This is a genomic window from Mesorhizobium sp. B2-3-15, from assembly GCF_006442875.1.
In the GTDB taxonomy this organism is placed as follows: Bacteria; Pseudomonadota; Alphaproteobacteria; order Rhizobiales; family Rhizobiaceae; genus Mesorhizobium; species Mesorhizobium australicum.
Window position 1 is genome coordinate 293134 of the sequence record NZ_VFVO01000004.1, and the last position, 21461, is coordinate 314594.

At 61.3% G+C, this 21461-nt stretch carries 21 protein-coding genes and 1 pseudogene; 19 read left to right on the forward strand and 3 right to left on the reverse strand.

Annotated features, from left to right (window positions below; translation table 11 throughout):
• Window position 1: 1 nt before the first annotated feature.
• Both FJ954_RS10970 and FJ954_RS10975 read left to right on the forward strand, forming a co-directional pair.
• Entirely contained in the window at window positions 2-673 is a 672-nt protein-coding gene (locus FJ954_RS10970) for a phosphoribosyltransferase (RefSeq protein ID WP_140661312.1), read from the forward strand.
• A 33-nt stretch (window positions 674-706) separates the two neighbouring features.
• Window positions 707-1153 (forward strand): pyridoxamine 5'-phosphate oxidase family protein, encoded by a 447-nt coding sequence (locus tag FJ954_RS10975; RefSeq protein ID WP_140661313.1) that lies wholly within the window; start codon window positions 707-709, stop codon window positions 1151-1153.
• A gap of 73 nt (window positions 1154-1226) precedes the next feature.
• Here the strand turns inward: FJ954_RS10975 and FJ954_RS10980 are convergent, their stop codons facing one another.
• The gene (locus FJ954_RS10980) at window positions 1227-2063 is read right to left on the reverse strand and encodes a universal stress protein (RefSeq protein WP_140619178.1); all 837 of its coding nucleotides are present in this window, start codon (window positions 2061-2063) and stop codon (window positions 1227-1229) included.
• Window positions 2064-2238: 175 nt separating this feature from the next.
• On the opposite strand from FJ954_RS10980, the gene FJ954_RS10985 reads away from it, so the two are divergent.
• Together FJ954_RS10985 and FJ954_RS10990 are read left to right on the forward strand one after the other, a co-directional pair.
• Entirely contained in the window at window positions 2239-2637 is a 399-nt protein-coding gene (locus FJ954_RS10985) for a c-type cytochrome (RefSeq protein WP_140619176.1), read from the forward strand.
• A 49-nt stretch (window positions 2638-2686) separates the two neighbouring features.
• Complete coding sequence (locus tag FJ954_RS10990; RefSeq protein ID WP_140661314.1) at window positions 2687-4240, forward strand: bifunctional aminoglycoside phosphotransferase/ATP-binding protein; 1554 nt, start codon at window positions 2687-2689, stop codon at window positions 4238-4240.
• A gap of 23 nt (window positions 4241-4263) precedes the next feature.
• On the opposite strand, the pseudogene FJ954_RS10995 reads toward FJ954_RS10990, so the two are convergent.
• Window positions 4264-6946: pseudogene (locus tag FJ954_RS10995) on the reverse strand (bifunctional acetate--CoA ligase family protein/GNAT family N-acetyltransferase).
• A 164-nt stretch (window positions 6947-7110) separates the two neighbouring features.
• Between FJ954_RS10995 and FJ954_RS11000 the strand changes: the two are divergent.
• The 6 genes from FJ954_RS11000 to FJ954_RS11025 all read left to right on the forward strand — a co-directional run bounded on the left by FJ954_RS11000 (window position 7111) and on the right by FJ954_RS11025 (window position 12220).
• Window positions 7111-7497 (forward strand): DUF302 domain-containing protein, encoded by a 387-nt coding sequence (locus tag FJ954_RS11000; protein ID WP_140661315.1) that lies wholly within the window; start codon window positions 7111-7113, stop codon window positions 7495-7497.
• Window positions 7498-7528: 31 nt separating this feature from the next.
• Window positions 7529-9382 carry a heavy metal translocating P-type ATPase gene (locus tag FJ954_RS11005; protein WP_140661316.1) on the forward strand — a complete coding sequence of 618 codons (1854 nt, stop codon included), beginning with the start codon at window positions 7529-7531 and terminating at the stop codon, window positions 9380-9382.
• A gap of 28 nt (window positions 9383-9410) precedes the next feature.
• Window positions 9411-9860 carry a thioredoxin TrxC gene (gene trxC / locus FJ954_RS11010; RefSeq protein ID WP_140661317.1) on the forward strand — a complete coding sequence of 150 codons (450 nt, stop codon included), beginning with the start codon at window positions 9411-9413 and terminating at the stop codon, window positions 9858-9860.
• A gap of 13 nt (window positions 9861-9873) precedes the next feature.
• Window positions 9874-11124 (forward strand): MgtC/SapB family protein, encoded by a 1251-nt coding sequence (locus tag FJ954_RS11015; protein WP_140661318.1) that lies wholly within the window; start codon window positions 9874-9876, stop codon window positions 11122-11124.
• Between the two features lie 86 nt (window positions 11125-11210).
• Entirely contained in the window at window positions 11211-11597 is a 387-nt protein-coding gene (locus FJ954_RS11020) for a hypothetical protein (protein ID WP_140661319.1), read from the forward strand.
• Window positions 11598-11629: 32 nt separating this feature from the next.
• Window positions 11630-12220 carry an NAD(P)H-dependent oxidoreductase gene (locus FJ954_RS11025; protein ID WP_140661320.1) on the forward strand — a complete coding sequence of 197 codons (591 nt, stop codon included), beginning with the start codon at window positions 11630-11632 and terminating at the stop codon, window positions 12218-12220.
• A 167-nt stretch (window positions 12221-12387) separates the two neighbouring features.
• On the opposite strand, the gene FJ954_RS11030 is transcribed toward FJ954_RS11025, so the two are convergent.
• Window positions 12388-12885: a sulfocyanin-like copper-binding protein gene (locus FJ954_RS11030; protein WP_140619161.1), complete on the reverse strand. Its 498-nt coding sequence runs from the start codon at window positions 12883-12885 to the stop codon at window positions 12388-12390.
• Between the two features lie 259 nt (window positions 12886-13144).
• On the opposite strand from FJ954_RS11030, the gene FJ954_RS11035 reads away from it, so the two are divergent.
• The 9 genes from FJ954_RS11035 (at window position 13145) to FJ954_RS11075 (ending at window position 21220) form a co-directional block, all read left to right on the forward strand.
• Window positions 13145-13423 (forward strand): PepSY domain-containing protein, encoded by a 279-nt coding sequence (locus FJ954_RS11035; protein WP_127259068.1) that lies wholly within the window; start codon window positions 13145-13147, stop codon window positions 13421-13423.
• A 43-nt stretch (window positions 13424-13466) separates the two neighbouring features.
• Window positions 13467-13997 carry a cytochrome b/b6 domain-containing protein gene (locus FJ954_RS11040; RefSeq protein ID WP_140619305.1) on the forward strand — a complete coding sequence of 177 codons (531 nt, stop codon included), beginning with the start codon at window positions 13467-13469 and terminating at the stop codon, window positions 13995-13997.
• Between the two features lie 273 nt (window positions 13998-14270).
• Window positions 14271-14840 (forward strand): cytochrome b, encoded by a 570-nt coding sequence (locus FJ954_RS11045; protein WP_140661321.1) that lies wholly within the window; start codon window positions 14271-14273, stop codon window positions 14838-14840.
• Between the two features lie 515 nt (window positions 14841-15355).
• Window positions 15356-16822 (forward strand): arginine-ornithine antiporter, encoded by a 1467-nt coding sequence (gene arcD / locus FJ954_RS11050; RefSeq protein ID WP_140619158.1) that lies wholly within the window; start codon window positions 15356-15358, stop codon window positions 16820-16822.
• A gap of 14 nt (window positions 16823-16836) precedes the next feature.
• Window positions 16837-18051 (forward strand): arginine deiminase, encoded by a 1215-nt coding sequence (locus FJ954_RS11055; protein WP_140661322.1) that lies wholly within the window; start codon window positions 16837-16839, stop codon window positions 18049-18051.
• A gap of 17 nt (window positions 18052-18068) precedes the next feature.
• A complete protein-coding gene (argF, locus tag FJ954_RS11060; RefSeq protein ID WP_140619154.1) occupies window positions 18069-19070 on the forward strand; it encodes an ornithine carbamoyltransferase in 1002 nt (333 codons plus the stop codon).
• Between the two features lies 1 nt (window position 19071).
• Complete coding sequence (arcC, locus tag FJ954_RS11065) at window positions 19072-19995, forward strand: carbamate kinase (protein ID WP_140661323.1); 924 nt, start codon at window positions 19072-19074, stop codon at window positions 19993-19995.
• Window positions 19996-20128: 133 nt separating this feature from the next.
• Window positions 20129-20776, forward strand: a complete 648-nt coding sequence (locus tag FJ954_RS11070) for a helix-turn-helix domain-containing protein (protein ID WP_140661324.1) — start codon at window positions 20129-20131, stop codon at window positions 20774-20776.
• A 105-nt stretch (window positions 20777-20881) separates the two neighbouring features.
• Complete coding sequence (locus FJ954_RS11075) at window positions 20882-21220, forward strand: hypothetical protein (protein WP_246677756.1); 339 nt, start codon at window positions 20882-20884, stop codon at window positions 21218-21220.
• The last annotated feature ends 241 nt before the right edge of the window (window positions 21221-21461 follow it).

The following is a 21461-nucleotide window of genomic DNA, read 5'->3' on the forward strand; positions in this document are numbered from 1 at the left end:
GATGTTCAGTGACCGGGAAGACGCTGGAGTGAAGCTTGGCCTGGAATTGAGCAGGCTTCAACTGCATCGGCCCGTCGTACTGGCATTGCCACGTGGCGGCGTGCCCGTCGCAGTGGAAGTGGCCAAAGCCCTCAACGCTCCTCTTGACCTGCTCATCGTCCGCAAGGTCGGCGCCCCGGGCAATCCCGAGTTGGCTGTTGCCGCAATCGTCGATGGCGACCCTGGCGAGGTCGTGCTGAACCGTGAAATTGTTGAGACTTATGGCCTCAACGACGACGCCTTACGTGTCTTGATTGCAAATGAGCGTCCTGAACTCGAACGCCGGCGCGTTGCCTATCGAGGTAAGAATAAACCGATGTCGATCGCGGGAAGGATCGCGATCATCGTCGATGACGGGGCCGCAACCGGTACAACCATGAAAATCGCGATCCGCGCCCTCAAGCGCCGATCACCGAGGGAAATCGTCGTGGCAGTTCCCGTTTCACCGCAAGAGACGGTCGCCGCGCTGGAGCAGGAAGCGGACCGTGTGGTCTGCCTTAGTCAGCCAGGACAGTTCCGGGCCTTGAGCCATCACTATCTGCGGTTCCCACGACTCTCTGACAACGACGTTGTCTACGCTATGGACGAGGCTGCCGGCTGTACAAAACTGGCCAGCGGCACGTTTTCGGCCTGATTCAAAAGCCGTGAAGAACAGGAGATCGCACTGATGCAAATCCGCACGCTTTCTGCTTTGGAATGTACCAAATTGCTGACGGCCAATCGCGTGGGCCGCTTGGCATGCGCGAAGGATGGGCAACCCTATGTCGTGCCCTTCTACTACGCCCATTCGGACGCTCATCTTTACGCGTTTTCCATGCCGGGCAAAAAGATCGAATGGATGCGGGCCAATCCGTTGGTGTCCGTCCAGGTCGATGAACATGGCCAGGGGCGAGGATGGAAAAGTGTCGTTGCCGACGGCCGATACGAAGAGTTGCCGGATCGAATTGGCCACAAGCTTGAGCGGGATCATGCTTGGTCGGTCTTGAGCAAGCACTCCGACTGGTGGGAGCCTGGCGCACTCAAACCGGTCGATCCTCCTACAGCCGACAGTGCACCGCACGTTTTCTTCCGGATCCTGATCGAGCAGGTGTCTGGAAGAGAAGCAAGCGAGTAGTCGCGACATCAAGTCTTGCGAGAAAAAAGGGCCGACGCAATCCGCATCGGCCCTTTCTCCTCCCGTTGAATTGCTATCGCGCCATCAAGACCGGCAGCGATTGACCCGCAAGCATCGACTTGGTGACCCCGCCGAAAATGCGCTCGCGCAACCGGGAATGGCCATAGGCGCCCATGACCATCAGCTCGGCCGCAACATCGCCGGCATGCTGGCGAAGGACGTCGGCAACCGAATGGTTCGCGCTCGGCAGCCGGTCGACCGTAACCTTCACGGCGTGCCGGGCGAGATAGGCCGCGGCATCTGCACCTGGCTCCTCGCCATGATGGAACTCATCTTCAACTGGATCGACGATGACAAGGCGCACATCTTCGGCGCCTTTCAGCATATCAAGCGACTCACGAACGGCGCGCGATGACTCGAGACGGCCGTCCCAAGCAACGAGGATGCGTTTCGGCTTCAGCGTTGGCCGCGCACCCTCGGGAACGAGCAAGATCGGCTTTCCCGATGAAAACAGCGTGCCCTCGATAACTTTATGCTTCAGCGTATGGCTCGCCAGCAAATCCGGTCCGAGAATGGCCAGATCGGCGTAGCGGGCACGCCTTCCGATGACGTCGTCCGCCCATCCCATGTCGGGATAGTCGTCGCTCAGATCGGCCGATACGGCGGTCTGGGAGAGAAAGCCAGCGACGTCGGAAATTCGTTTCTTGAGCCTTTTCAGTTCGGCCTGGCGTTCCTCCAGCCAGGCCGGTGAGACGACAGCCGCATACTCACCGCCAGAGGGCGGCGCGGCCAGCTCGAGAACGAGCACGGAGAGATGAGCGCCGACCTGTTCGCACAGCGATGCGGTTAGCTTTAGATCACCTTCACCCTGGTTCGGCCCGGTAACCGTAAGCAGTGTTCTGAAAGTCACGGCGGCAACTCCTGATTTCGATTGAAGGGTCAGTCGTGGTTTCACTGACTAGCAAGGGCGCTCGATGCCTTCATTGCGCTGAATCAAACACCGTGACCGCAGCGGCATTTGATCCGCATCAACGCACTGCCAAAGCAAGGCTTTAGATTTCGGCCGAACAATCGGGGAAACACACATGAGATTCCTGATCACAGGCGCTCTGGCAGCATTGGCCTTCAATACGGCCGGCGCCCAGGAACTCGGCGACGGCAAGGCCGAATACATGAACTCATGTGCCGTCTGCCATGGTCCCGAAGGCAAGGGCGATGGCCCGTTGGGCGACGAGCTGTTGAAGCGGCCGAGCGACCTGACACGCCTCTCCAGGCGCAATGGCGGAGAATTCCCTTACTGGCGCCTTTATGCCGTGATCGACGGGCGCGCCATGGTGCCGGCGCATGGCGAGCGCGACATGCCAGTGTGGGGCAGCCGATTCCTGCCTTCCGACGTGAAGAAATTTGGCCCGAACGCAGGCGAAATCGTCACCAGGGAACGCATCCATGAGTTGGCAGGTTATGTCCAGACATTGCAGCAATGAGCGCAGATCGCGGAAACGAATTTGCCAAGACACACTGGGAAGGCCGGCCATGATCGTCGATGACCAGCAAGCCGCAGCCGTGTTTTTGCTTGATCCTGCTACCCATGGCGCGATTGGGCCCGTCGAGGCGATCGAGACTCACATTTCGCGTATTTTCCTTGTTGGCCAACGCGCCTACAAGATGAAGCGGGCGGTCAAGCTGCCCTATGTCGATTTCTCGACGCCAGCCCTCAGGCTGGCCGCTTGCGAGAAAGAGGTGGAACTCAACTCGAAAACCGCTCCCGGCCTCTATCTGAGGGTGCGTCGCATCACGCGGGAAGCCGACGACAAAATGGCTTTTGACGGTACCGGCCAAATAATCGACGCGGCGATCGAGATGATCCGCTTCGACCAGTCGAAGCTTCTCGATCGAATGGCAACCGCGGGAGAACTGACGCCGGCGCTGATGACCGCCGTCGCACGGATGATCGTACAATATCATCGCGCAGCGCCGGAGGTCCACAATGGCACCGGCTCGTTCAATTTGATGGGCGTGCTCGACATCAACGAGGCTGGCTTTGGCACCAGCCATGTTTTCACGAAACAGGAGATTGAGACATTTGCCGGGGCCTTCCGCACCGCGCTTGCCCGGCATTCCGGATTGCTAGACCGCCGGGAGGCCGCGGGCAAGATTCGCCGGTGCCATGGCGATCTGCACCTGCGCAACATCTGCCTTTTCGATGGTAAGCCTCGCCTCTTCGATTGCATCGAATTCAATGACCAGATCGCCAGCATCGATGTTCTGTACGACCTTGCCTTCTTGTTGATGGACCTTTGGCATCGCGGCTTCCCCCAACTCGCCAATCTCGTGATGAACCGCTATCTCGACGAGGCCGACGATGAAGACGGTTTCATCCTACTGCCCTTTTTCATGGCCGTGCGGGCTGCCGTGCGCGCCCATGTCACCGCAACGCAGGTCGAGGAAGGCAGCGCCGACAGCGACAAGCTGATTGCCGAGGCGAGATCCTATTTCGAACTGGCCCTGACATTTCTCCAGGAGACAGGACCGCGGCTCGTTGCCATCGGCGGCCTCAGTGGTTCCGGCAAGACGACCATTGCCGAGGCGCTCGCTGCCTATGTTGGAGCGCCGCCCGGCGCACGCATTGTCGAAAGCGACCGCATCCGCAAGGCGATGCACGGCGTGCCCGCCGAGACCAGGCTGCCGGACAAGGCCTATCGACCTGAGGTGTCCGAACGGGTCTACAACGAAATGGCATGGCGCGCCGGCCTGATCCTCTCCGAGGGGGGTTCGGTTGTCGCTGATGCGGTTTTCGACAGACCGGCCGATCGTGAGCGGATTGAAAAGGCAGCGCGTCATCGAGGTATCGCATTCTCCGGCTTCTGGCTGGAAGCGGATCCGCTCATCCTTTGGCAGCGGGTCAGTGAACGCAAGGGCGGTCCCTCGGACGCCACGATAGATATCCTCTCGCGGCAATTGCTGCGAAACGCCACCCAGTCCAGCTGGCGCAGGATCAACGCCGATCGAAAGCTCGTCGACATCGTCACGGAATTGAGGGGGTTTTCCGAGCGCGATACTTCCAAGGCCTTGCGCACAGCCTCCTGACGGGTCCGGCAGGATGATCGGCCTTATCGCAGTTCGAGCGTTGCCTCGACAAGGCCGGGTTCACTCGGATGACGCCTTATCGAGAAGCCGAACTCGCGGCACATGGCCAGCATCGTCGTATTCTCGCTGAGCATTATCCCTTCGATTCGACCAATCCCATCGGCCTTCGCGTAGACTACGAGTTGCCTGAGCAATTCCCAGCCCAGGCCATGACCCTGCAGATCCGTGCGCACCAGCAATGCGTATTCGGCGACAGCGTGGTCCGGATCGCAAGACACGCGGCTGATACCCGCCAGCAATCCGGTGCTTGTCTCCATAGCGACGAAGGCCATGTTGCGGTCGTAGTCGAGCTGGGTAAGCCGCTTTAACATCTGGTCGGAGAAGCTTTTGCGCGGCGACAGAAAACGCAGGCGAATATCGTCGGGTGAAATCCTGGCGAGGAATTCGGGATAGAGCGCGATGTCCGCTGGCTTGATCGGCCGGATGGAATAGTGCGTGCCGCCCGCCGAAAACGTCTTTTCCCAACCCGACGGATAAGGCCTGATCGTCAACGCGGGGTTCGGCCCCGGCTCTTCGACACGTTCCGGCTCGATCTCGATCCGGGCGTCAAGCGCAATCACGCCTTCGGCGTCGGCCAGCAGCGGATTGATATCCAATGAAACGAGGCACGGAAAGTCGACGGTCATCTGCGACAAGCCGTTGAGCGCTGCAATGATCGCCTGCCGATTTGCCGGCCTGCGATCGCGGAACCCGGCGAGCAGGCGGCCGATCCGCGTTTGCCCGATCAGGTCACCGGCAAGAACGTCGTCGAGCGGTGGCAGCGCGATCGCCGTATCATCCATCACCTCGACCGCAACGCCGCCGGCTCCAAACAGGATGGCCGGCCCGAAGATCGGATCCCGGTTCATGCCGAGGATGAGTTCGTGCGCCTGTTTTCGCACCACCATCGGCTGAACGGCGTAGCCTTCAACATTGGCTTGCGGTGCGTGCCTGCGGACACGCGCCTCTATTGAACGTGCGGCCTCCCCGGCTGCAGCGGCAGCGGCAAGATTGAGCACCACCCCGCCAATGTCCGACTTGTGCAAGATCGCCTTGGACAGCAGCTTGACGACTATATGTTCAGAAGTCTTGAGGAGCTGGCCGGCCGCCACCTCCACTTCGGCAGGAGATCTGGCCACGATCGTCTCGGGTACCGGGACGCCGTAGGCGGAAATTGCGGCCTTGGCTTCGGGCTCGGTAAGCATTCGGCGGCCTTCCTTGGCGACCTGCCTGAATATCGCAAGCACGGATTCCCGGTTGCTCGCGATGTCCTCGCCGCGACTCGACGGGGTGCGCATCAAGGCCTGCTGGGCTCGGGACCATTCACTCAGGTATGAAACTGCCGTTGCAGCATCAGCGGGCGTCTCGAAACTGGCGATGCCGGCATCCTGGAGGATTTGCCGCCCGGCGCGCGCCATGTGTTCACCGAGCCAGCAGGTCAGGACCGGTTTGCCGGCGATCGTCCCTTCCCTTGCTAGGTCCGCCACCGCGCTTGCCGCGGCAAGCGGCGAGCTCAGCCCCGTTGGACAATTCATCACCAGGACGACGTCCGTTCCGGGATCGGCCGCCACTGCTTCGACTGCAGCCTCGTAGCGCTCCGGCGGAGCGTCACCGATGATGTCGACCGGATTGCCGTGAGACCATGTCGGCGGCAACACCGCGTTCAGGCGTTCGATGGTGGCAGGCGAAAGCGCGGCCAACTCCCCTTTGCAGTCGATGAGTTGATCGATGACCAATACCCCCGCCCCGCCGCCATTGGTTACGATGCCGACGCGGGTCTGTTTGAGTGGCGCAAAGCGGGCTATCGTTTCAGCGGCATCAAACAGCTCGGCCAGGCCTTTGACCCGCAGGATGCCTGCGCGCAGCAATGCCGCATCGACGACGCGATCGGCGCCCGATAGCGCGCCGGTGTGGGTCGTGGCCGCTTTGGCCGATTGCTTGTTCCGGCCCGCCTTGATCGCGATCACCGGCTTGATGCGTGCCGCCGCACGGGCAGCCGACATGAACTTGCGCGGATTGGGAATTGTTTCGAGGTACATCAAGATGGCGCGCGTGTGCGCATCCCCCGCCAGCATGTCGAGACAATCTCCCACATCGACATCCGCCATGTCGCCTAAGGAGACGATCTGCGAGAAGCCGACATTGTTGTCGGCCGCCCAATCGATCAGCGACGTGGCAATGGCGCCGGATTGCGACAGCAGCGCGATATTGCCAGGCTTGGCGGCCATATGCGCAAATCCGGCATTGAGTTTGATGGGCGGGATCATCAGTCCGACCGTATTCGGCCCGATGATCCGCAAAAGGGTTGGCTTGGCGGCGTCGAGCACCGCCTGGGCGCAGGCCGTTTTCGCGTGTCAGCCCGGCGGTGATCACGACCGCTGCCCGCGTCCCCTTGTCAGCGAGCTCGCGCACGATGCCGGGAACCGTGTTCGGTGGCGTGACGATGACACCGAGGTCGGGAATCACTGGCAGGTCGGCCGCCTTCGCGTAGCAGCGTCTACCAGCCACCTGCGAATATTTCGGGTTGACCGGCCAGATCTCTCCTTCGAAGCCGCTATTGACGATGTTGTCGAAGACGACACGTCCGACAGAGCCGTCGCGCACCGATGCCCCGAACACGGCAACCGACTTCGGGGCGAACGCATGTTCGAGATTCCGAATCGTCACCCCTTAGGTCTCCTGTTCCTGGCGATCATCGCCAATCCATCTTGCCCGTTCGTTGCGATGGATCAAAGCGCTCTCAGGTCATCGCGACTAGCTGTTGGGCAAAGTTCGAGGCGGCCGCTCGCAAAGTGGCGACGAGCGGTTGCGATCAACGATTGGAGAGTTAGATGAGTTACTATTTCAGCAAGATCGTCGCCATGCCGTTCACGGCGGCAATCGACCACGTGACCGACAAGCTCGCAAGCAAGGGGTTTGGCGTTCTGACCTCGATCGACGTCCAGCAGACCATGAAGGCGAAGCTTGGTGCAGAGTTCAGGCCCTATGTTATTCTGGGCGCGTGCAATCCGCATTTCGCATGGCGGGCGCTTCAGGCCGAAGACAAGATCGGAACCATGCTGCCTTGCAACGTCATTGTCACGGAGGTTGGACCAGGAAAGGTAGAGGTCGCAGCGGTGGATCCGGTCGCTTCAATGGGCGCTATCGGCAATCGTGAGCTTGCGCAGGTCGCGAACGATGTGCGGCGCCTGCTCGAGGAGATGGTCCGCGAACTCTAGCGCCAGGGCCATCAGGGTTGTGGGACATTGCATGAACGAGTCGGCTCTGCGGCGCGCATTGCTGGTCATTGCCATCCTGGGTCTCGGTGTTGGAATCGGAGCCTGGCGAACCGGGGTCGGCCCCCTTGAAGCCGACACGATCTGGACGGTGGCGACCTTGCCCGTGGTGGCGGCTCTCGCCATCTCCATTCTGCGTGATTTCTGGATAGGCCGCTTCGGTGTCGATGCGATTGCCTTGGTGTCGATGTCCGCCGCGCTGCTGCTCGGTCAACCCCTGGCGGCCGTGGTGGTCGCAATCATGTATGCCGGCGGCACGGTGCTTGAGGATTTTGCCCGCGGCCGCGCGGAACGAAACCTCAAGGCATTGTCGGACCGGTCGCCGCGTGTCGCCCATCGGACGTCAACGCTGGGCACAGAGACGATCTCCGTCGAAGACGTTGTTGTCGGCGATCAGCTTTTGGTTCGGGCCGGCGAACTGCTTCCCGTCGACGGCATCCTGCTCGATGCTTCGGCCTCCCTCGACGAGTCCGCGGTGAGTGGAGAACCGCTGCCGGAACGGCGGACAGCGGGCGATATGCTGCTCAGCGGCACCATCAATGCGGGGGAGACCTTCAGCATGCAGGCTTGTGCCTTGGCAGAGCAGAGCACGTATGCCGCGATCGTACGCATGGTGGCTGCAGCGCAGACGGCGAAATCCCCATTCATCCGCATGGCCGACCGCTTCGCCCTGTTCCTGCTGCCAGCCACTTTGCTGGTTTCCGGTGCCGCCTGGTACATCTCCGGCGATCCAATCCGCGCGCTGGCCGTGCTGGTGGTCGCGACACCTTGCCCGCTCATCCTCGCGGCACCCGTTGCCTTTATCGGCGGCGTGTCCCGCGCCGCTCGTGCCGGCATCCTGATGAAAGGCAGCGCAGCTCTGGAGGCGCTTGCGCAGGTCCGAACCGCGATCTTCGACAAGACGGGAACCTTGACCATCGGCGGCGCCGAGCTCATCGAAATCGAGACCGCACCTGGCCGTGACGCGAACCAAATGCTGCAGCTGTTGGCATCCCTGGAACAAGCCTCGCACCATGTGCTCGCCGACTCGATTATCCGGGCGGCGCGCGGCAGACAGCTGATGCTTTCGCATCCGCGTGATGTCCGCGAGCATCGGGGTGCGGGCCTGAAGGGCCAGGTCGACAGCATGTCGATCGCGGCGGGATCACGGGCTCTCGTGCTCGCCAACAAGCCGCTGCCCGGCTGGGCGAAAATCGGCGAGGAAAAATATCGGGACGAGCCGGTGCTCAGGGTCTTTGTAGCGCTCGGCCGACGGCTTGCCGGTGTTTTCACGTTCGGGGACGCCCTGCGTGTTGATGCGCATGATGCACTCGGCAAGCTGCGCTCCGCCGGCATTGCGCGCATGATCATGCTCACGGGCGACGACGGCGTAGCAGCCAAGCGCATCGCCGCCCGGCTCGACCTTGACGCCATTGTCGCCGAAGCGACCGCTGCCGAAAAAGTCGCGACGGTCGCATCCGAGAAAGCTTCGGTGCCGACGATGATGGTCGGCGACGGTATCAACGATGCCCCTGCCCTGGCGGCCGCAACGGTCGGTATTGCCATGGGCGCACGTGGTGCGACCGCCTCCTCCGAGGCAGCGGACGTCATTGTGCTGACCGACAGGCTGCAGCCCGTCGCCGATGCAGTTCGGATTGCACGGCGTACGCGATCGATCGCCTTGCAAAGCATCATCGCCGGGCTGGCACTGTCGGGGCTGGCAATGATCGCGGCTGCGATGGGGCACATCACCCCGGTTGCCGGAGCGCTGCTTCAGGAAGGGATCGACGTGGCGGTTATCCTGAACGCGTTGCGCACCCTTGGCGATGGCCATCTGCGGCGCGCATAGTGGTTGAGAGCACAATCGGTAAAGGACCATGGCACAGCAGAATCTGGTGGTTTGCAGTATATGTGGTGGGGTCAACCGCCTGCCGCCGGGTCGCAATGCCACGGAGGCGAAATGCGGAAAGTGCGGGAACAGGCTGTTTTCGGGGCATCCCGAAGATGTCGATGCCGGGATCTTCGATAATCAGATCGCGCGCAGCAGCCTGCCCGTTGTCGTCGACATCTGGGCACCCTGGTGTGGCCCCTGCAAGATGATGGCGCCGGCTTACGAAGCGGCAGCAATTGACCTGGAACCGCATGTCCGCCTGATCAAACTCAATTCCGACAATGAGCAGGCTGTTGCGGCCAGGCTCGGCATTCGCGGCATCCCGACCATGATCCTCTTTCATGGCGGGCGCGAAGTCGCGCGCACATCAGGCGCAATGACGGCCGGCCAGATCGTCAGGTGGGTTCGCGACCGCCTGCCGACGGTCGCCGCCTGAAGTCGCCGCGTCAATGGATCCGCTCATCGCCCGGCTTGGGCTCGCCCTGGCAATAGGTCTGCTCGTCGGGTTGGAGCGTGGCTGGCAAGAAAGGGATGCCCCCGATCGCAGCCGCACGGCTGGCATTCGGACATTCGGCATATCCGGCCTACTCGGCGGCGTTCTCGCCGCCCTGGCCAACGCGTTCGGCGCGGTATCCGTGCTGGTGGGCGGGTTCATTGCCTTTGCGGCAATTTTCGCCTGGTACAAGGCGCGTGAGGCTGCCCATGATGAGGATTTCAGCGTCACGAGCGTGATCGCTGGCCTTGGCGTTTTCGCGCTTGGCGCGCTTTCCGTCGCCGGAGATTATCGCGCGGCCGCTGCCGGTGGGGCGGCTTTGGCGGCGATCCTGGCCAGCCGAGAGGTCCTGCACGGTCTTTTGAAGCGACTGACCTGGATCGAACTCCGTTCGGCGCTGATCCTGGCGGTGATGACGGCAATCGTCTTGCCGTTGCTGCCAAACCGGACGATGGACCCGTGGGGCGGTTTCAATCCCTGGGAAATCTGGTTCCTAACGGTGCTGATGGCCTCGATATCGTTCGCCGGCTATGTAGCAGTTCGCATCCTGGGAAATACGCGTGGTCTGCTGGTCAGTTCGCTCGCTGGTGCGGTCGTCTCTTCCACCGCCGTGACCTTGGCGCTTGCCCGCGACGCCGCCTTGGCAACCAATCCACTGCCACTCGCCGGGGCGGCATCGCTGGGTGCAATGGTTTCGTTGCTTCGGGTCTGCGCCGTGGTCTTGATCGTGGAGCCAGGCGTGTTCGCTTCGGTCGGCATACCGGCGATTGCCGCTGCGCTCGCCTTCGCTTCCTGCGGAGCGTTGCTGCTGGCCCGCGACAGCGGGGGTGGCGAAAGTAGCGCCATCGCGCGCAATCCATTCGAACTGGGCCCCTTGCTGCTCTTCGCCCTGCTCTTTGCGAGTGTCGCAACCGCGAGCGCTGGATTGGCAGCTCAATTCGGCGGCCGTGGCGTGCAGGTAACCTCGGCGCTGGTCGGCACGTTCGATGTCGATGTCTCGGTGCTCAGTGCCTTGCGGCTGGTCAAGCAGTCGGTCCCCGTCGAGACTATCGGGCAGGCAGTGCTGGGAGCGCTGGCGGCAAACGCAATCGGTCGCCTGCTGCTCGCAATCTCCACTGGTCCGTTCCGATTCTGGTTGCCGCTGGCCGGCGCAACCCTGGCCGCCGCGACTGCGGGCACCTGCGCGATGCTGTGGCTTAGCCCTTGATTGAAACGCGGTTCTTGAACCTGCTTTGATGCGGATCAAGGGCCAGGCCCTGCGACCGCTCTAGAACTCCTTGAAAGGAGCTCGCCATGACCAGTCTGAAGGACCTCACCCCGAAATTCCGACATATTCGGCTGCTGCTTGCCCCCGAGAAAGGCCATCCGGAAGGCGAACGCGAGGAGGGCTACGACGTGCTTGCTCCATTGACTGGCGAAGGCCGGATTGATGCGGAAGAGTGGAAATCGCACAAGGCCTCCTGCCGTGTTCGCCGATTTCGCATTGGCGAGGAAGATTTGATCGGCAGGCTGAGACGCAAGCCTGGCGGGCAGTGGTATTTCGACTACGCCGAAGGCGATCGCGACGACGAGATAGGCTTTCATCTCGGCGACGAACGGTTCGAGACCGGTGAATATCTGTCGATCGAGCGCAATGGCGCCATGCACACCTATCGGGTAGCAAGGGTCGAGCGCCCCTAACGCTGCGACGCCAGGCTTCCCCGGGGCACCCCATGTCACGACGCATCCTCATCGTTGTCGGTCATCCCGACCCGTCCCCTGGCCGGCTCTGCCGTGGTCTTGCGAAAGCCTATGGCGAGGGCGCGGAACAGTCGGGACATGTCGTCCGCCGAGTCGATCTGGCAGCGCTCGATTTTCCGATGCTGCGCACGATGCAGGAGTTTGAGCACGGTGCTCTGCCCGACAGCCTCAAGGAGGCCGCTCAAGCGATCGTCTGGGCGGAGCATGTCGTCTTTGTCTTTCCGCTGTGGCTGGGAACAATGCCAGCAATGCTCAAGGCGTTTCTGGAGCAGGTGATGCGGCCGGGAACGGCTTTCGCCTACCCAGACAACGGCGGTGGCTTTACCAGGACGTTGCTTGGTGGTCGTTCCGCTCGTGTCGTGGTGACGATGGGCATGCCTTCGGTTCTTTACCGGCTTTGGTTTCTCAGCCACGGCGTCGCCGGGTTGCGGCGAAGCATCCTGCACTTTGTCGGTATTAGACCGGTGCGGGAGACCCTGTTCGGGATGGTCGCGGGCGCCAGCGATCCGACACGCGCGAAATGGATCGGACAAATGCGCAAGCTCGGTGAGCGAGGGCTTTAGCCTGCAGAAACCGGGACAGCGATTCAAAGCCATCCTTTGCCGGCGCCGCAAACAAAGCCAGAGCCACCAGGCCTTATGCGGCGCCCAAACCGGCAAGACGGCAACCCAGGCGAGCTTCGAAACTGCAACGGTCGCAGGTTCCGGCCAAGAGGCTGCCTGCTTTAGGGCTATGGATCGACGGTAAATTCGGCCCACATGCCGGCCCCGTAGTGACCTGGCACGTTGCAGATAAGCAGGTACTTTCCAGCCTTCAGATCGACAGTCAATGTGCCTGATTTGCCAGGATCGAGCTCCGAAACCTCACCCTTATCGCCGGCCTTGTCTTCGTCGACCCGGTTCTCGGCCTCAAGGTAAGGGAGCGGCTTGCCGGGATCAGCAAGGTACATCACGATCATTTCGTGAACGGTGTCTTTGGAGTTATTTTTCACATTGAATGTGACCTCTCCGGCCTTCACCGCACCTGGCAAAGCCTTGATGCCCATAGTCGCTTTGGCGATATCTAGTCCTTGTGTTGCATAGGCGAGCCCCATCGGCATCTCCGAACTCGCGCCCTTGTCCCACATCGAAATCTGGACAAGCGTCGCGGCCCGGACGGCAGCGGCGCTGCCGGCAATGAACAATGCGGCAGCGAGTCCAAGTGCTGCCTTTCTTGATATGCCCTTCATGGCGATCTCCCTTCAGGATGGCAGCAGAGCGCTCCATATCCAAGCCATCATCCCGTTCATGAACATCCCCCACTGTCCTTGCGCCAGATCAAACCGGCCGGCGCGAACCCGATCGGCGACGCCCGTGCAGCTGTCAGCCAATTGTCAGGTTGAATTGGTTATGCCGCACCAATGACGGTCATGTCGCCGTCTGACTGAAGCGATCGAAATCCCACCCACAGGCGCAACATCCGCGCCCATTCTTCAAAATGGAGCCATCATGTACCGCACACTTGTTCTAGCCGCCCTCGCGGGCTTGATTGCAGGGCCAGCACTCGCCGCCGGCGGCAGTTGCAGCACCGCCCCGAAATCACAGTTCAAGCCGAAAGCAACGCTCGAGACGCAATTGATCGGCGAAGGCCTCACCGTCCGCCAGATCAAAGTGGAGAAGGGCTGCTACGAAGTCTACGCGGTGGACAAGGCCGGCAAGAAGGTGAACCTAGCCTACAATGCCGAGACCCTTGAAAAGCTCGACAATGCCGAAGCCGGCGAAAATTGATCTGAGCGCTTCGGCAGCCGCGGACGCGCAGCCATCTCCGGAGATGGTGCGCGTCTGGGATCGGGTCGTGCGAAGTTTCCACTGGACACTGGTGCTCAGCTTCGTCGCGGCCTGGCTCACCTCTCATTCCTCGGAGAATATCCATCACTGGGCTGGATACGCCGCTGCCGGGCTGGTCGCGATGCGGCTCGTGTGGGGCGTTCTGGGCACGCGCTATGCGCGGTTCTCACAATTCGTGCGGGATCCGGCGACGGTGCTGCGCTATCTCTCGGCAATACTGAGCAGTCGCGAAGCCCGCTACATCGGCCACAATCCGGCTGGTGGCGCGATGGTGATCGTGCTGATTGCGGCGATGGGTTCAACCGCGCTGACCGGCTGGCTGATGACGACGGACACTTATTTCGGCGTGGCGTGGGTCGAAGCGGCGCACAGCCTGGCTGCGCACGGCCTGCTGCTACTCGTCTTCCTCCACATTGGCGGCGTTGTGCTGGCAAGCTTACGCCATCGCGAAAACCTGGTCCGAGCCATGATCACAGGGCGAAAACGCAAAGCCGAGCCCGCCGACATCGCCTAACCCGCAAATGGAGTGATGTGGCTACAAGGTTCGCAGGGCATCGAGAGTTGAAAGATGGCTTCAATTGCGGGCCTTGCCCTCTTCTTGGGCTTGCCATGGGCGTGTACCCAAGCTGCTTATCTGTCCAATCTATTGCCTTGGATTCCGGCATGAACACCAGGCCAGATGGGCGGCTGGAGAAGAACTTGAGTCGGGCGCGGCGATGCCCTCATTCGGAACACGGCTTTGACAAGATCATGGCTGATCAGAGTTACCTCCAAACGGGATTGTCGGATGAACCCCACTTATTCAAGCTCCCAGAAGGCCATCCATTGGTCAGTGTTCGTGCTGGTCATCGGACTCTATGGGCTGACCTATGTCGCAGACATTTTTTCTCGGGGCGATCCCGTCCGCAATCTCGTCTGGTGGTTTCACATTTCGTTTGGCCTGCTTCTTTTTGCGCTTGTCGTCGTGCGCATATGCCTGCGCTTGGTACGGGGCGCGCCGGAGCTGCCCATGGACGCGTCGGATCCGCTCATGGAAATGAAACAGATCGAGCGGTGGGCGGCCAAGGCCACCCATCTTCTGCTTTACGCACTGCTAGTGACCATCCCGGTTCTCGGCGTCCTCTTGACTTGGTACAGGGGCGACTCCTTAAGTTTCTTCGGTCTGTTCACCATCCCGTCCCCATATCCACCGGATCGAGCCACGGCTGGATTCATCAGAGAATTGCATAGCCTCTGCGCCAATCTGATACTTATCGTTGCAGGACTGCACGCGGCCGCCGCCCTTTTGCATCATTTCGTTCGCAAGGATGATGTACTTCGGCAGATGCTGCCTAAAAAAATGGGCTTGCGAAAGTGAGGCCGAAGGACTGCACGGGTCGAAGTGGGCAATATATGTACAAGCCCAGCGCAACCGAAACGAATTTAACTAGGTCCATCTGGATGGCCAAATATGCAGCCCTTGGCCCGTCACGAGGGCTTTAGCGTGACGAGCCGGAAGGCGGGAGGCACCCCCATGCGTTTGAGGCTTCAGGGCTTATGGCTCGACGGTGAATTCGGGTGACATGCCGGCGCCATAGTGGCCTGGCACGTTGCAGATAAGCAGGTATTTCACAGGCTTCAGATCGACGATTAATGTGCCTGATTTGCCGGGATCGAGCTCCGACACCTCGCCCTTGTCGCCGCCTTGTCTTCGCCTGACGATGCGAGTGGGGTGAATGGATCGGACACATCCGATTTGGGTGAGCGAGTCTCCTTAACTTGAAGACCCGTGAACCGGGAACCCACTTTTCTGATTTGACCGGCATCAAAGCTGACAGCGCCGTCTTCCTGTTCATTGCCTCCCATCAGAGCCTTCAAATTTGGGAGAGCATCATGACTACGGCTGATTTCAACATCCCTGTTCCGAAAGTGGCGACTGCGGCGCCAACGAAACTTCGACTGGGGTCCCTGACCGCATTGGTCATCGGCTCGATGGTCGGCTCCGGCGTGTTCAGCCTGCCGCAGAATATGGCGGCTGGTGCCGGTCCCCTCGCCATCCTGATCGGCTGGGCGATCACCGCGGTCGGCATGCTGGCACTGGTCTTTGTCTATCAATCGCTTGCGACCCGCAAACCCGAGCTCGATGCCGGGCCCTACGCCTACGCCAAGGCTGGCTTCGGTCCCTTCATCGGCTTCAACAGCGCTTGGGGCTACTGGATCAGCGCCTGGGTCGGCAACGTCTCTTACGCGGTGATCGTGTTCAGCGCCCTCTCCTATTTCTTTCCGGCCTTCGGCGATGGAAACACCTGGCAGGCGGTGCTCGGCGCATCGATACTGCTGTGGCTGATCCACGTCCTCGTCCTCGCCGGCATCCGGCAAGCCGCCGTTGTGAACCTCATCGTCACGGTGGCAAAGATCGCACCGATTGTCCTGTTCGTCGGGGTTATTGCCGTCGCCTTCAAATTGCAGGTCTGGTCGCTCGACATCAACGGCTTGGGCAATGCCAGTCTCGGCTCGATCACCGCACAGGTGAAAAGTACAATGCTTGTCACCCTGTGGGTGTTCATCGGTATCGAAGGCGCCAGCGTATTTTCCGGTCGTGCCGAGCGCCGCAAGGACATCGCCACCGCGACAGTTCTCGGCTTCTTCACCTGCCTTGCGCTCTACGCCCTGGTGTCCCTGCTGTCGCTCGGCATCCTCAACCAGCCCGAACTCGCCGCGCTGAAGAACCCCTCGATGGCGGGTGTGCTTGAGGCGGTTGTCGGCCCCTGGGGCGCCATCCTCATCAACATCGCGCTTGTCGTGTCCGTGGTCGGCGCCTTCCTGAGCTGGACGCTGCTTGCAGCAGAAATTCCACATGTCGCTGCCAAGGACGGAACGATGCCGAAATTCTTCGGCCGGGAAAACGAGCGTGGCGTGCCGTCGACTTCGCTTTTGATTACCAACCTGCTGGTCCAGGCGTTTCTGGTAATCACGCTTTTCGCCCAAAGCACCTACCAGGCGCTGTTCTACATCGCGTCGGCCGCAATCCTGGTTCCTTACATCTTTTCCGGGGCTTATGGGGCCAAGCTCGCGTTGACGGGAGAGAGCTACGAGAGTGGCGAGCCGCGAGCCGGCCCGCTTTTTGCGGGGTTGCTGGCAACCGTCTACGGGGTGTGGCTCGTCTATGCGGCGGGGCCGGCGTACCTGTTCATGTGCGCGATCCTCTATGCACCCGGTATTATCTTCTACATCTGGGCGCGCCGCGAAACTGATCAGCGTGTGTTCCATCCTGCCGAAGCGGCAGTTGCCGCAGCCCTCATCGCTGTCGCCATCCTCGCCGTCTACGAGATGTGGACCGGCGCCGTCAGCCCGCTGTGAGAGGATTTGACGCGATGACAAGCCTGGGTGTGCATTCCGAGGTCGGCCGCCTGCGCGAGGTGATGGTCCACCGTCCGGACCTCAGCCTACGCAGGCTGACACCGGAAAACTGCAAGGCGCTGCTCTTCGACGACGTGCTGTGGGTCAAGCGGGCTCGCCAGGAACACGATGTCTTCGTCGATGCGCTGCGCGAATGCGGCGTGTTTGTGCATTCGTTCGGGGAGCTCCTGGCTCAGACAATGAGCCTGGCCAAGGCCCGCGACTGGCTTCTCGATCGCCGGGTTCATCCCGGCGTCGTCGGGCTCGACATGGTCGACGAGCTGCGCGGATGGCTCAACGAGATGCCGTCAGAGCAATTGTCGTCTTACCTTGTCGGGGGCATTGCCCGCGCCGAGCTTCCTTTCGCACCCAAAGGCCTGACGGGAAGGACGCTCGTCCCCCAGGATTTCGTGTTGCCGCCGCTGCCGAACCAGTTGTTCACCCGCGACAGTTCCTGCTGGATCTACGGGTCGGTGTCCGTCAATTCGATGTATTGGCCCGCCAGACGCCCGGAAGCCGCCAACGTCGAAGCTGTATACCGCTTCCATCCCCGCTTTCGCGACAGCGGCGTCCCTTTCGTGTCGCCGGGCTCGGGAACGGGCACCAGCCTGGAAGGCGGCGATGTCATGCCGATTGGCGGCGGAACGGTTCTCATCGGCATGGGAGAACGCACCACGCCGCAAGCCGTTGGCGACCTTGCGCGCAGCCTGTTCACGGCTGGTGAGGCCACGCGTGTGATTGCGGCCCTGATGCCCCGCGACCGCAGTTTCATGCATCTCGATACCGTCTTCACCTTCTGTGATCGCGATCTGGTGACCATGTACCCGCCGGTGGTTGAGCGGCTGCGCACCTTCTCGCTGCGGCCGGGCGATGGAGAGGCAGCGGTCGAGGTCACCGATGAGACAAAGCCGTTCACGACGGTGGTCGCCGAAGCCCTCGGATTGAAGTCGCTGCGGATCATCGCCACTGGCGGCGACCGCTACGAGGCCGAGCGCGAGCAATGGGATGATGGCAACAATGTTGTTGCGGTCGAGCCCGGCGTGGTCATCGGCTACGACCGCAACGTCTACACCAACACGCTGCTGCGCCGCGCCGGCATTGAAGTGATCACCGTCGAGGGCGCCGAACTCAGCCGCGGACGCGGTGGCGGGCACTGCATGACCTGTCCGATTGTCCGCGACCCGATCTGACCCGAAAGGAAATCTCCATGTCGATCAATCTTCATGGCCGCTCCGTCCTCTCGCTGGACGATCTAACGGCCGACGAAATCCGCTTTCTTCTCAGGCTGGCAGCCGACCTCAAGGCGGCCAAGCTCGCCGGTCACGAAATTCCGCGCCTTGTCAGAAAGAACATCGCCCTGATCTTCGAAAAGGATTCGACGCGCACTCGCACGGGGTTCGAAGTGGCGGCCTATGACCAGGGCGCTCACGTCACCTATTTCGGCCCTAGCGGCAGCCATATCGGCCATAAGGAATCCATGAAGGACACCGCCCGCGTGCTCGGCCGCATGTATGACGCGATCGAGTATCGCGGCTTTGGCCAGCACCAGGCCGAAGTGCTGGCTACATATGCCGGCGTGCCGGTCTACAACGGCCTTACCGACGAGGCGCACCCGACACAGATCCTCGCCGATTTCATGACCATGCGGGAATTCACGCACAAGCATCTTTCGGACATGATCGTCACCTTCGTCGGTGAGGGCCGGGACAATGTCGCGCTGTCCCTGGCACTTGGAGCAGCCAAGGTCGGCATCGACATGCGCATCGCCTCGCCAAAGGAACTCTGGCCGGACGAGGAGTTCTGCGCTCATCTCAGGGACCTGGCGGAACGCAGCGGCGGCCGCTTCCGGCTCGACGAGGAGGTGACGAGCTGCGTCCAGGATGCTGATTTCATCTACACCGACGTCTGGATGTCGATGGGCGAGGACAAATCGGGCTGGGCCGAGCGCATTCGCCTTTTGACGCCATATCGGGTCACCGGCGACGTGATAGCCGCAGCCGGTAACCCCCACGTCAAATTTATGCATTGCCTGCCGGCGTTCCACGACACAGAGACCGAGATCGGCGCCTTCGTTGCGAAGGAACACGGCATTGACTGCATGGAGGTCACCGACGAAGTGTTTGAGTCGGCGGCCTCGATCGTCTTCGACCAGGCTGAAAACCGGATGCACACGATCAAGGCCCTGCTCGTCGCCACGATCGGCAACTGAGATGCTTATCGTCGTCGCGTTGGGCGGAAACGCACTGCTACGCCGTGGCGAACCGATGACGGCGGAGAACCAGCGCGCCAACATCGTGCGCGCCGCGGCTGTGTTGGCGAATCTGGTCGGCGAAGGGCACTCGATCGTAGTCACGCACGGAAACGGTCCGCAGGTGGGACTTTTGGCCCTGCAGGCAGCGGCAACTGCGGAGGGGGGGACCTTTCCACTCGACGTGCTTGGCGCCGAGAGCGCAGGCATGATCGGTTACGTCATTGAGCAGGAAGTCGGCAACCTGCTCAAAGAGAGGCTTTTTGCGACCCTGCTGACACAGGTGAAGGTCGATCCGCACGATCCGGCGTTCGCGCACCCGACAAAGCCCGTCGGCTCGATCTACGATGAAGCAACAGCGCGCAGGCTTGCCGGCGAGCGCGACTGGCAGATAGCGCCCGATGGCGACAAGTGGCGGCGCGTCGTGCCTTCGCCCAAGCCGTTGGTGATCCTGGAAGCGTCTGTAATCTCGTTCCTGGTCGAGCGCGGCGTGATCGTCATCTGTGCCGGCGGCGGCGGGGTTCCGGTGATAGCCCGGGAAGATGGCAGTCTTTGCGGCGTCGAGGCCGTTATCGACAAGGATCTGGCAAGCTCGCTTCTTGGGCGTCAATTGAAGGCCGACATGCTGTTGATGCTGACTGACGTCGACGCCGTCTATGTCAATTATGGATCAGCTGCAGCTCGCGCGCTCCGGCGAGTGACTCCCATGGAAATATCCGAGAGGAATTTTCCAGCGGGCTCCATGGGGCCGAAGGTCCGTGCTGCAATCGAGTTCGCTGAAGCAACCGGCAAGCCTGCCGCAATCGGCAAGATGGATGACGCCGTCAAAATTGTTAAAGGTGAGCGCGGGACGTGGTTCGAAGCCGGCGCGCCGTTTCACCCGTGATATCGATGTTTTTCAACCGGACGTCCGCCCGCCGCAGACTGGTCCTAAGTAGTTCCCCGTAGGGACATAACCGAATTTCGCGAGCCACGGATTCGCGCGATTGCTGTGTCACGGATCAACCGGGAAAACAGCCATGCACGCCTACACGAGCTCCAGAATCTCACTGCCGTCCCATTCTGTGCAACCAACCCTGCCGGACGCGTTCGACCCGGCGCCGCTGCAGCCGGTCAGCTTTTTTCCTGCTGGCACGGAAATCTACGCCCAGGGCGAAAAGGCTGGAGCCTTCTATCAAGTCGAGTTCGGCGCCGTGCGCATCTACCGTCTGCTTGCCGACGGTCGCCGGCAGATCAGCGCCTTTCACCTCGCCGGAGAGACATTCGGCTTTGAGGCGGACGCGACGCATCATTTCTTCGCAGAGGCTATCAACGCGACCGCTATCCGCGTTTTGCGGCTCACTGCCGGCGCGGATATATCGCGCCAGCTGCTGCCCTTGGCGCTCAAGGGGTTGACCCGAGCTCAGGAACACCTGCTGGTTCTCGGTCGCCAGAACGCCATCGAACGCGTGGCTGCCTTCCTGGTCGACATGGCGGAGCGCCAGGGCGGCTTGCGGCAGGTGGAACTGCCAATGTCGCGTATGGACATCGGTGACTATCTCGGCCTCACCATCGAGACCGTGTCACGGGTCTTCACCCGGTTGAAGGACAAGGGCGTCATCCGCCTTCTCAACCTGCGCAGCATCGAGATCGTCAAGCACGACGCGCTCCACTGCATGAGCGAATGACCAGACATCGTCTAACCGTGGCACGGAGATGCCCAAGGAAAGCCATATCCCTTTAGGTCCGCCGCATCCGGCCATTCAGAACAACCCAGGATTAGACGTCCTCACATGACCGCGGACAGCGCATTTACCACACGTAGCGAATTCCACTTCGAAGTACGCCTTGCACGGCCCGAAGACGAACCAACTCTGGCGGAGTTCTTCGTCCATGTGACGCCGGACGATCTGCGATTTCGCTTTCTCGACTCACACGAGCGGCTGGTGGCGATGACGCGTTCCGACGACGCCCATATCCATTTTTTTGCCTTCTCGGACGACGGAATGCTGATCGCGGTCGCGATGCTAGCAAGCGATCCAGCCGATCGAAACGGCGAGGTCGCGATCTGCATTCGCGCGGATCGCCATCTGGGCGTCGGTTGGGAGCTGCTCGCCTATATTGCGAGCTAGCGGAAGAACTCGGCCTAAAGGCCATCGAGTCGATCGAGAGCCGTGAAAACCGTGCCGCGATCGAGGTCGAGCGCGACATGGGTTTCACCGTCACGACCGATCCCGACGATGCGACGCTTGTTCTGGTTCGGCGGGAGTTGGGGGCGCGATCAGCGGCTTAGCTAACAGGGTCCTTCGCGAGCCGTTGTGGACGCGGCAGATCGAAAGACGAGCATCTCCGCGGCCACTCCGCGTTTTTCAT

Bases quoted from the DNA above. Each gene is read 5' to 3' on its own strand.
- FJ954_RS11025 (WP_140661320.1), top strand. From the start codon at position 11,630: ATGTCACGACGCATCCTCATCGTTGTCGGTCATCCCGACCCGTCCCCT.
- FJ954_RS11035 (WP_127259068.1), top strand. From the start codon at position 13,145: ATGTACCGCACACTTGTTCTAGCCGCCCTCGCGGGCTTGATTGCAGGG.
- arcC (WP_140661323.1), top strand. From the start codon at position 19,072: ATGCTTATCGTCGTCGCGTTGGGCGGAAACGCACTGCTACGCCGTGGC.
- FJ954_RS11015 (WP_140661318.1), top strand. From the start codon at position 9,874: ATGGATCCGCTCATCGCCCGGCTTGGGCTCGCCCTGGCAATAGGTCTG.
- FJ954_RS11040 (WP_140619305.1), top strand. From the start codon at position 13,467: ATGGTGCGCGTCTGGGATCGGGTCGTGCGAAGTTTCCACTGGACACTG.
- FJ954_RS11070 (WP_140661324.1), top strand. From the start codon at position 20,129: ATGCACGCCTACACGAGCTCCAGAATCTCACTGCCGTCCCATTCTGTG.
- FJ954_RS11055 (WP_140661322.1), top strand. From the start codon at position 16,837: ATGACAAGCCTGGGTGTGCATTCCGAGGTCGGCCGCCTGCGCGAGGTG.
- FJ954_RS11030 (WP_140619161.1), bottom strand. From the start codon at position 12,885: ATGAAGGGCATATCAAGAAAGGCAGCACTTGGACTCGCTGCCGCATTG.
- FJ954_RS10970 (WP_140661312.1), top strand. From the start codon at position 2: ATGTTCAGTGACCGGGAAGACGCTGGAGTGAAGCTTGGCCTGGAATTG.
- FJ954_RS11075 (WP_246677756.1), top strand. From the start codon at position 20,882: ATGACCGCGGACAGCGCATTTACCACACGTAGCGAATTCCACTTCGAA.
- FJ954_RS11000 (WP_140661315.1), top strand. From the start codon at position 7,111: ATGAGTTACTATTTCAGCAAGATCGTCGCCATGCCGTTCACGGCGGCA.
- argF (WP_140619154.1), top strand. From the start codon at position 18,069: ATGTCGATCAATCTTCATGGCCGCTCCGTCCTCTCGCTGGACGATCTA.
- arcD (WP_140619158.1), top strand. From the start codon at position 15,356: ATGACTACGGCTGATTTCAACATCCCTGTTCCGAAAGTGGCGACTGCG.
- FJ954_RS11045 (WP_140661321.1), top strand. From the start codon at position 14,271: ATGAACCCCACTTATTCAAGCTCCCAGAAGGCCATCCATTGGTCAGTG.
- FJ954_RS11020 (WP_140661319.1), top strand. From the start codon at position 11,211: ATGACCAGTCTGAAGGACCTCACCCCGAAATTCCGACATATTCGGCTG.
- FJ954_RS10985 (WP_140619176.1), top strand. From the start codon at position 2,239: ATGAGATTCCTGATCACAGGCGCTCTGGCAGCATTGGCCTTCAATACG.
- FJ954_RS10975 (WP_140661313.1), top strand. From the start codon at position 707: ATGCAAATCCGCACGCTTTCTGCTTTGGAATGTACCAAATTGCTGACG.
- FJ954_RS11005 (WP_140661316.1), top strand. From the start codon at position 7,529: ATGAACGAGTCGGCTCTGCGGCGCGCATTGCTGGTCATTGCCATCCTG.
- FJ954_RS10990 (WP_140661314.1), top strand. From the start codon at position 2,687: ATGATCGTCGATGACCAGCAAGCCGCAGCCGTGTTTTTGCTTGATCCT.
- trxC (WP_140661317.1), top strand. From the start codon at position 9,411: ATGGCACAGCAGAATCTGGTGGTTTGCAGTATATGTGGTGGGGTCAAC.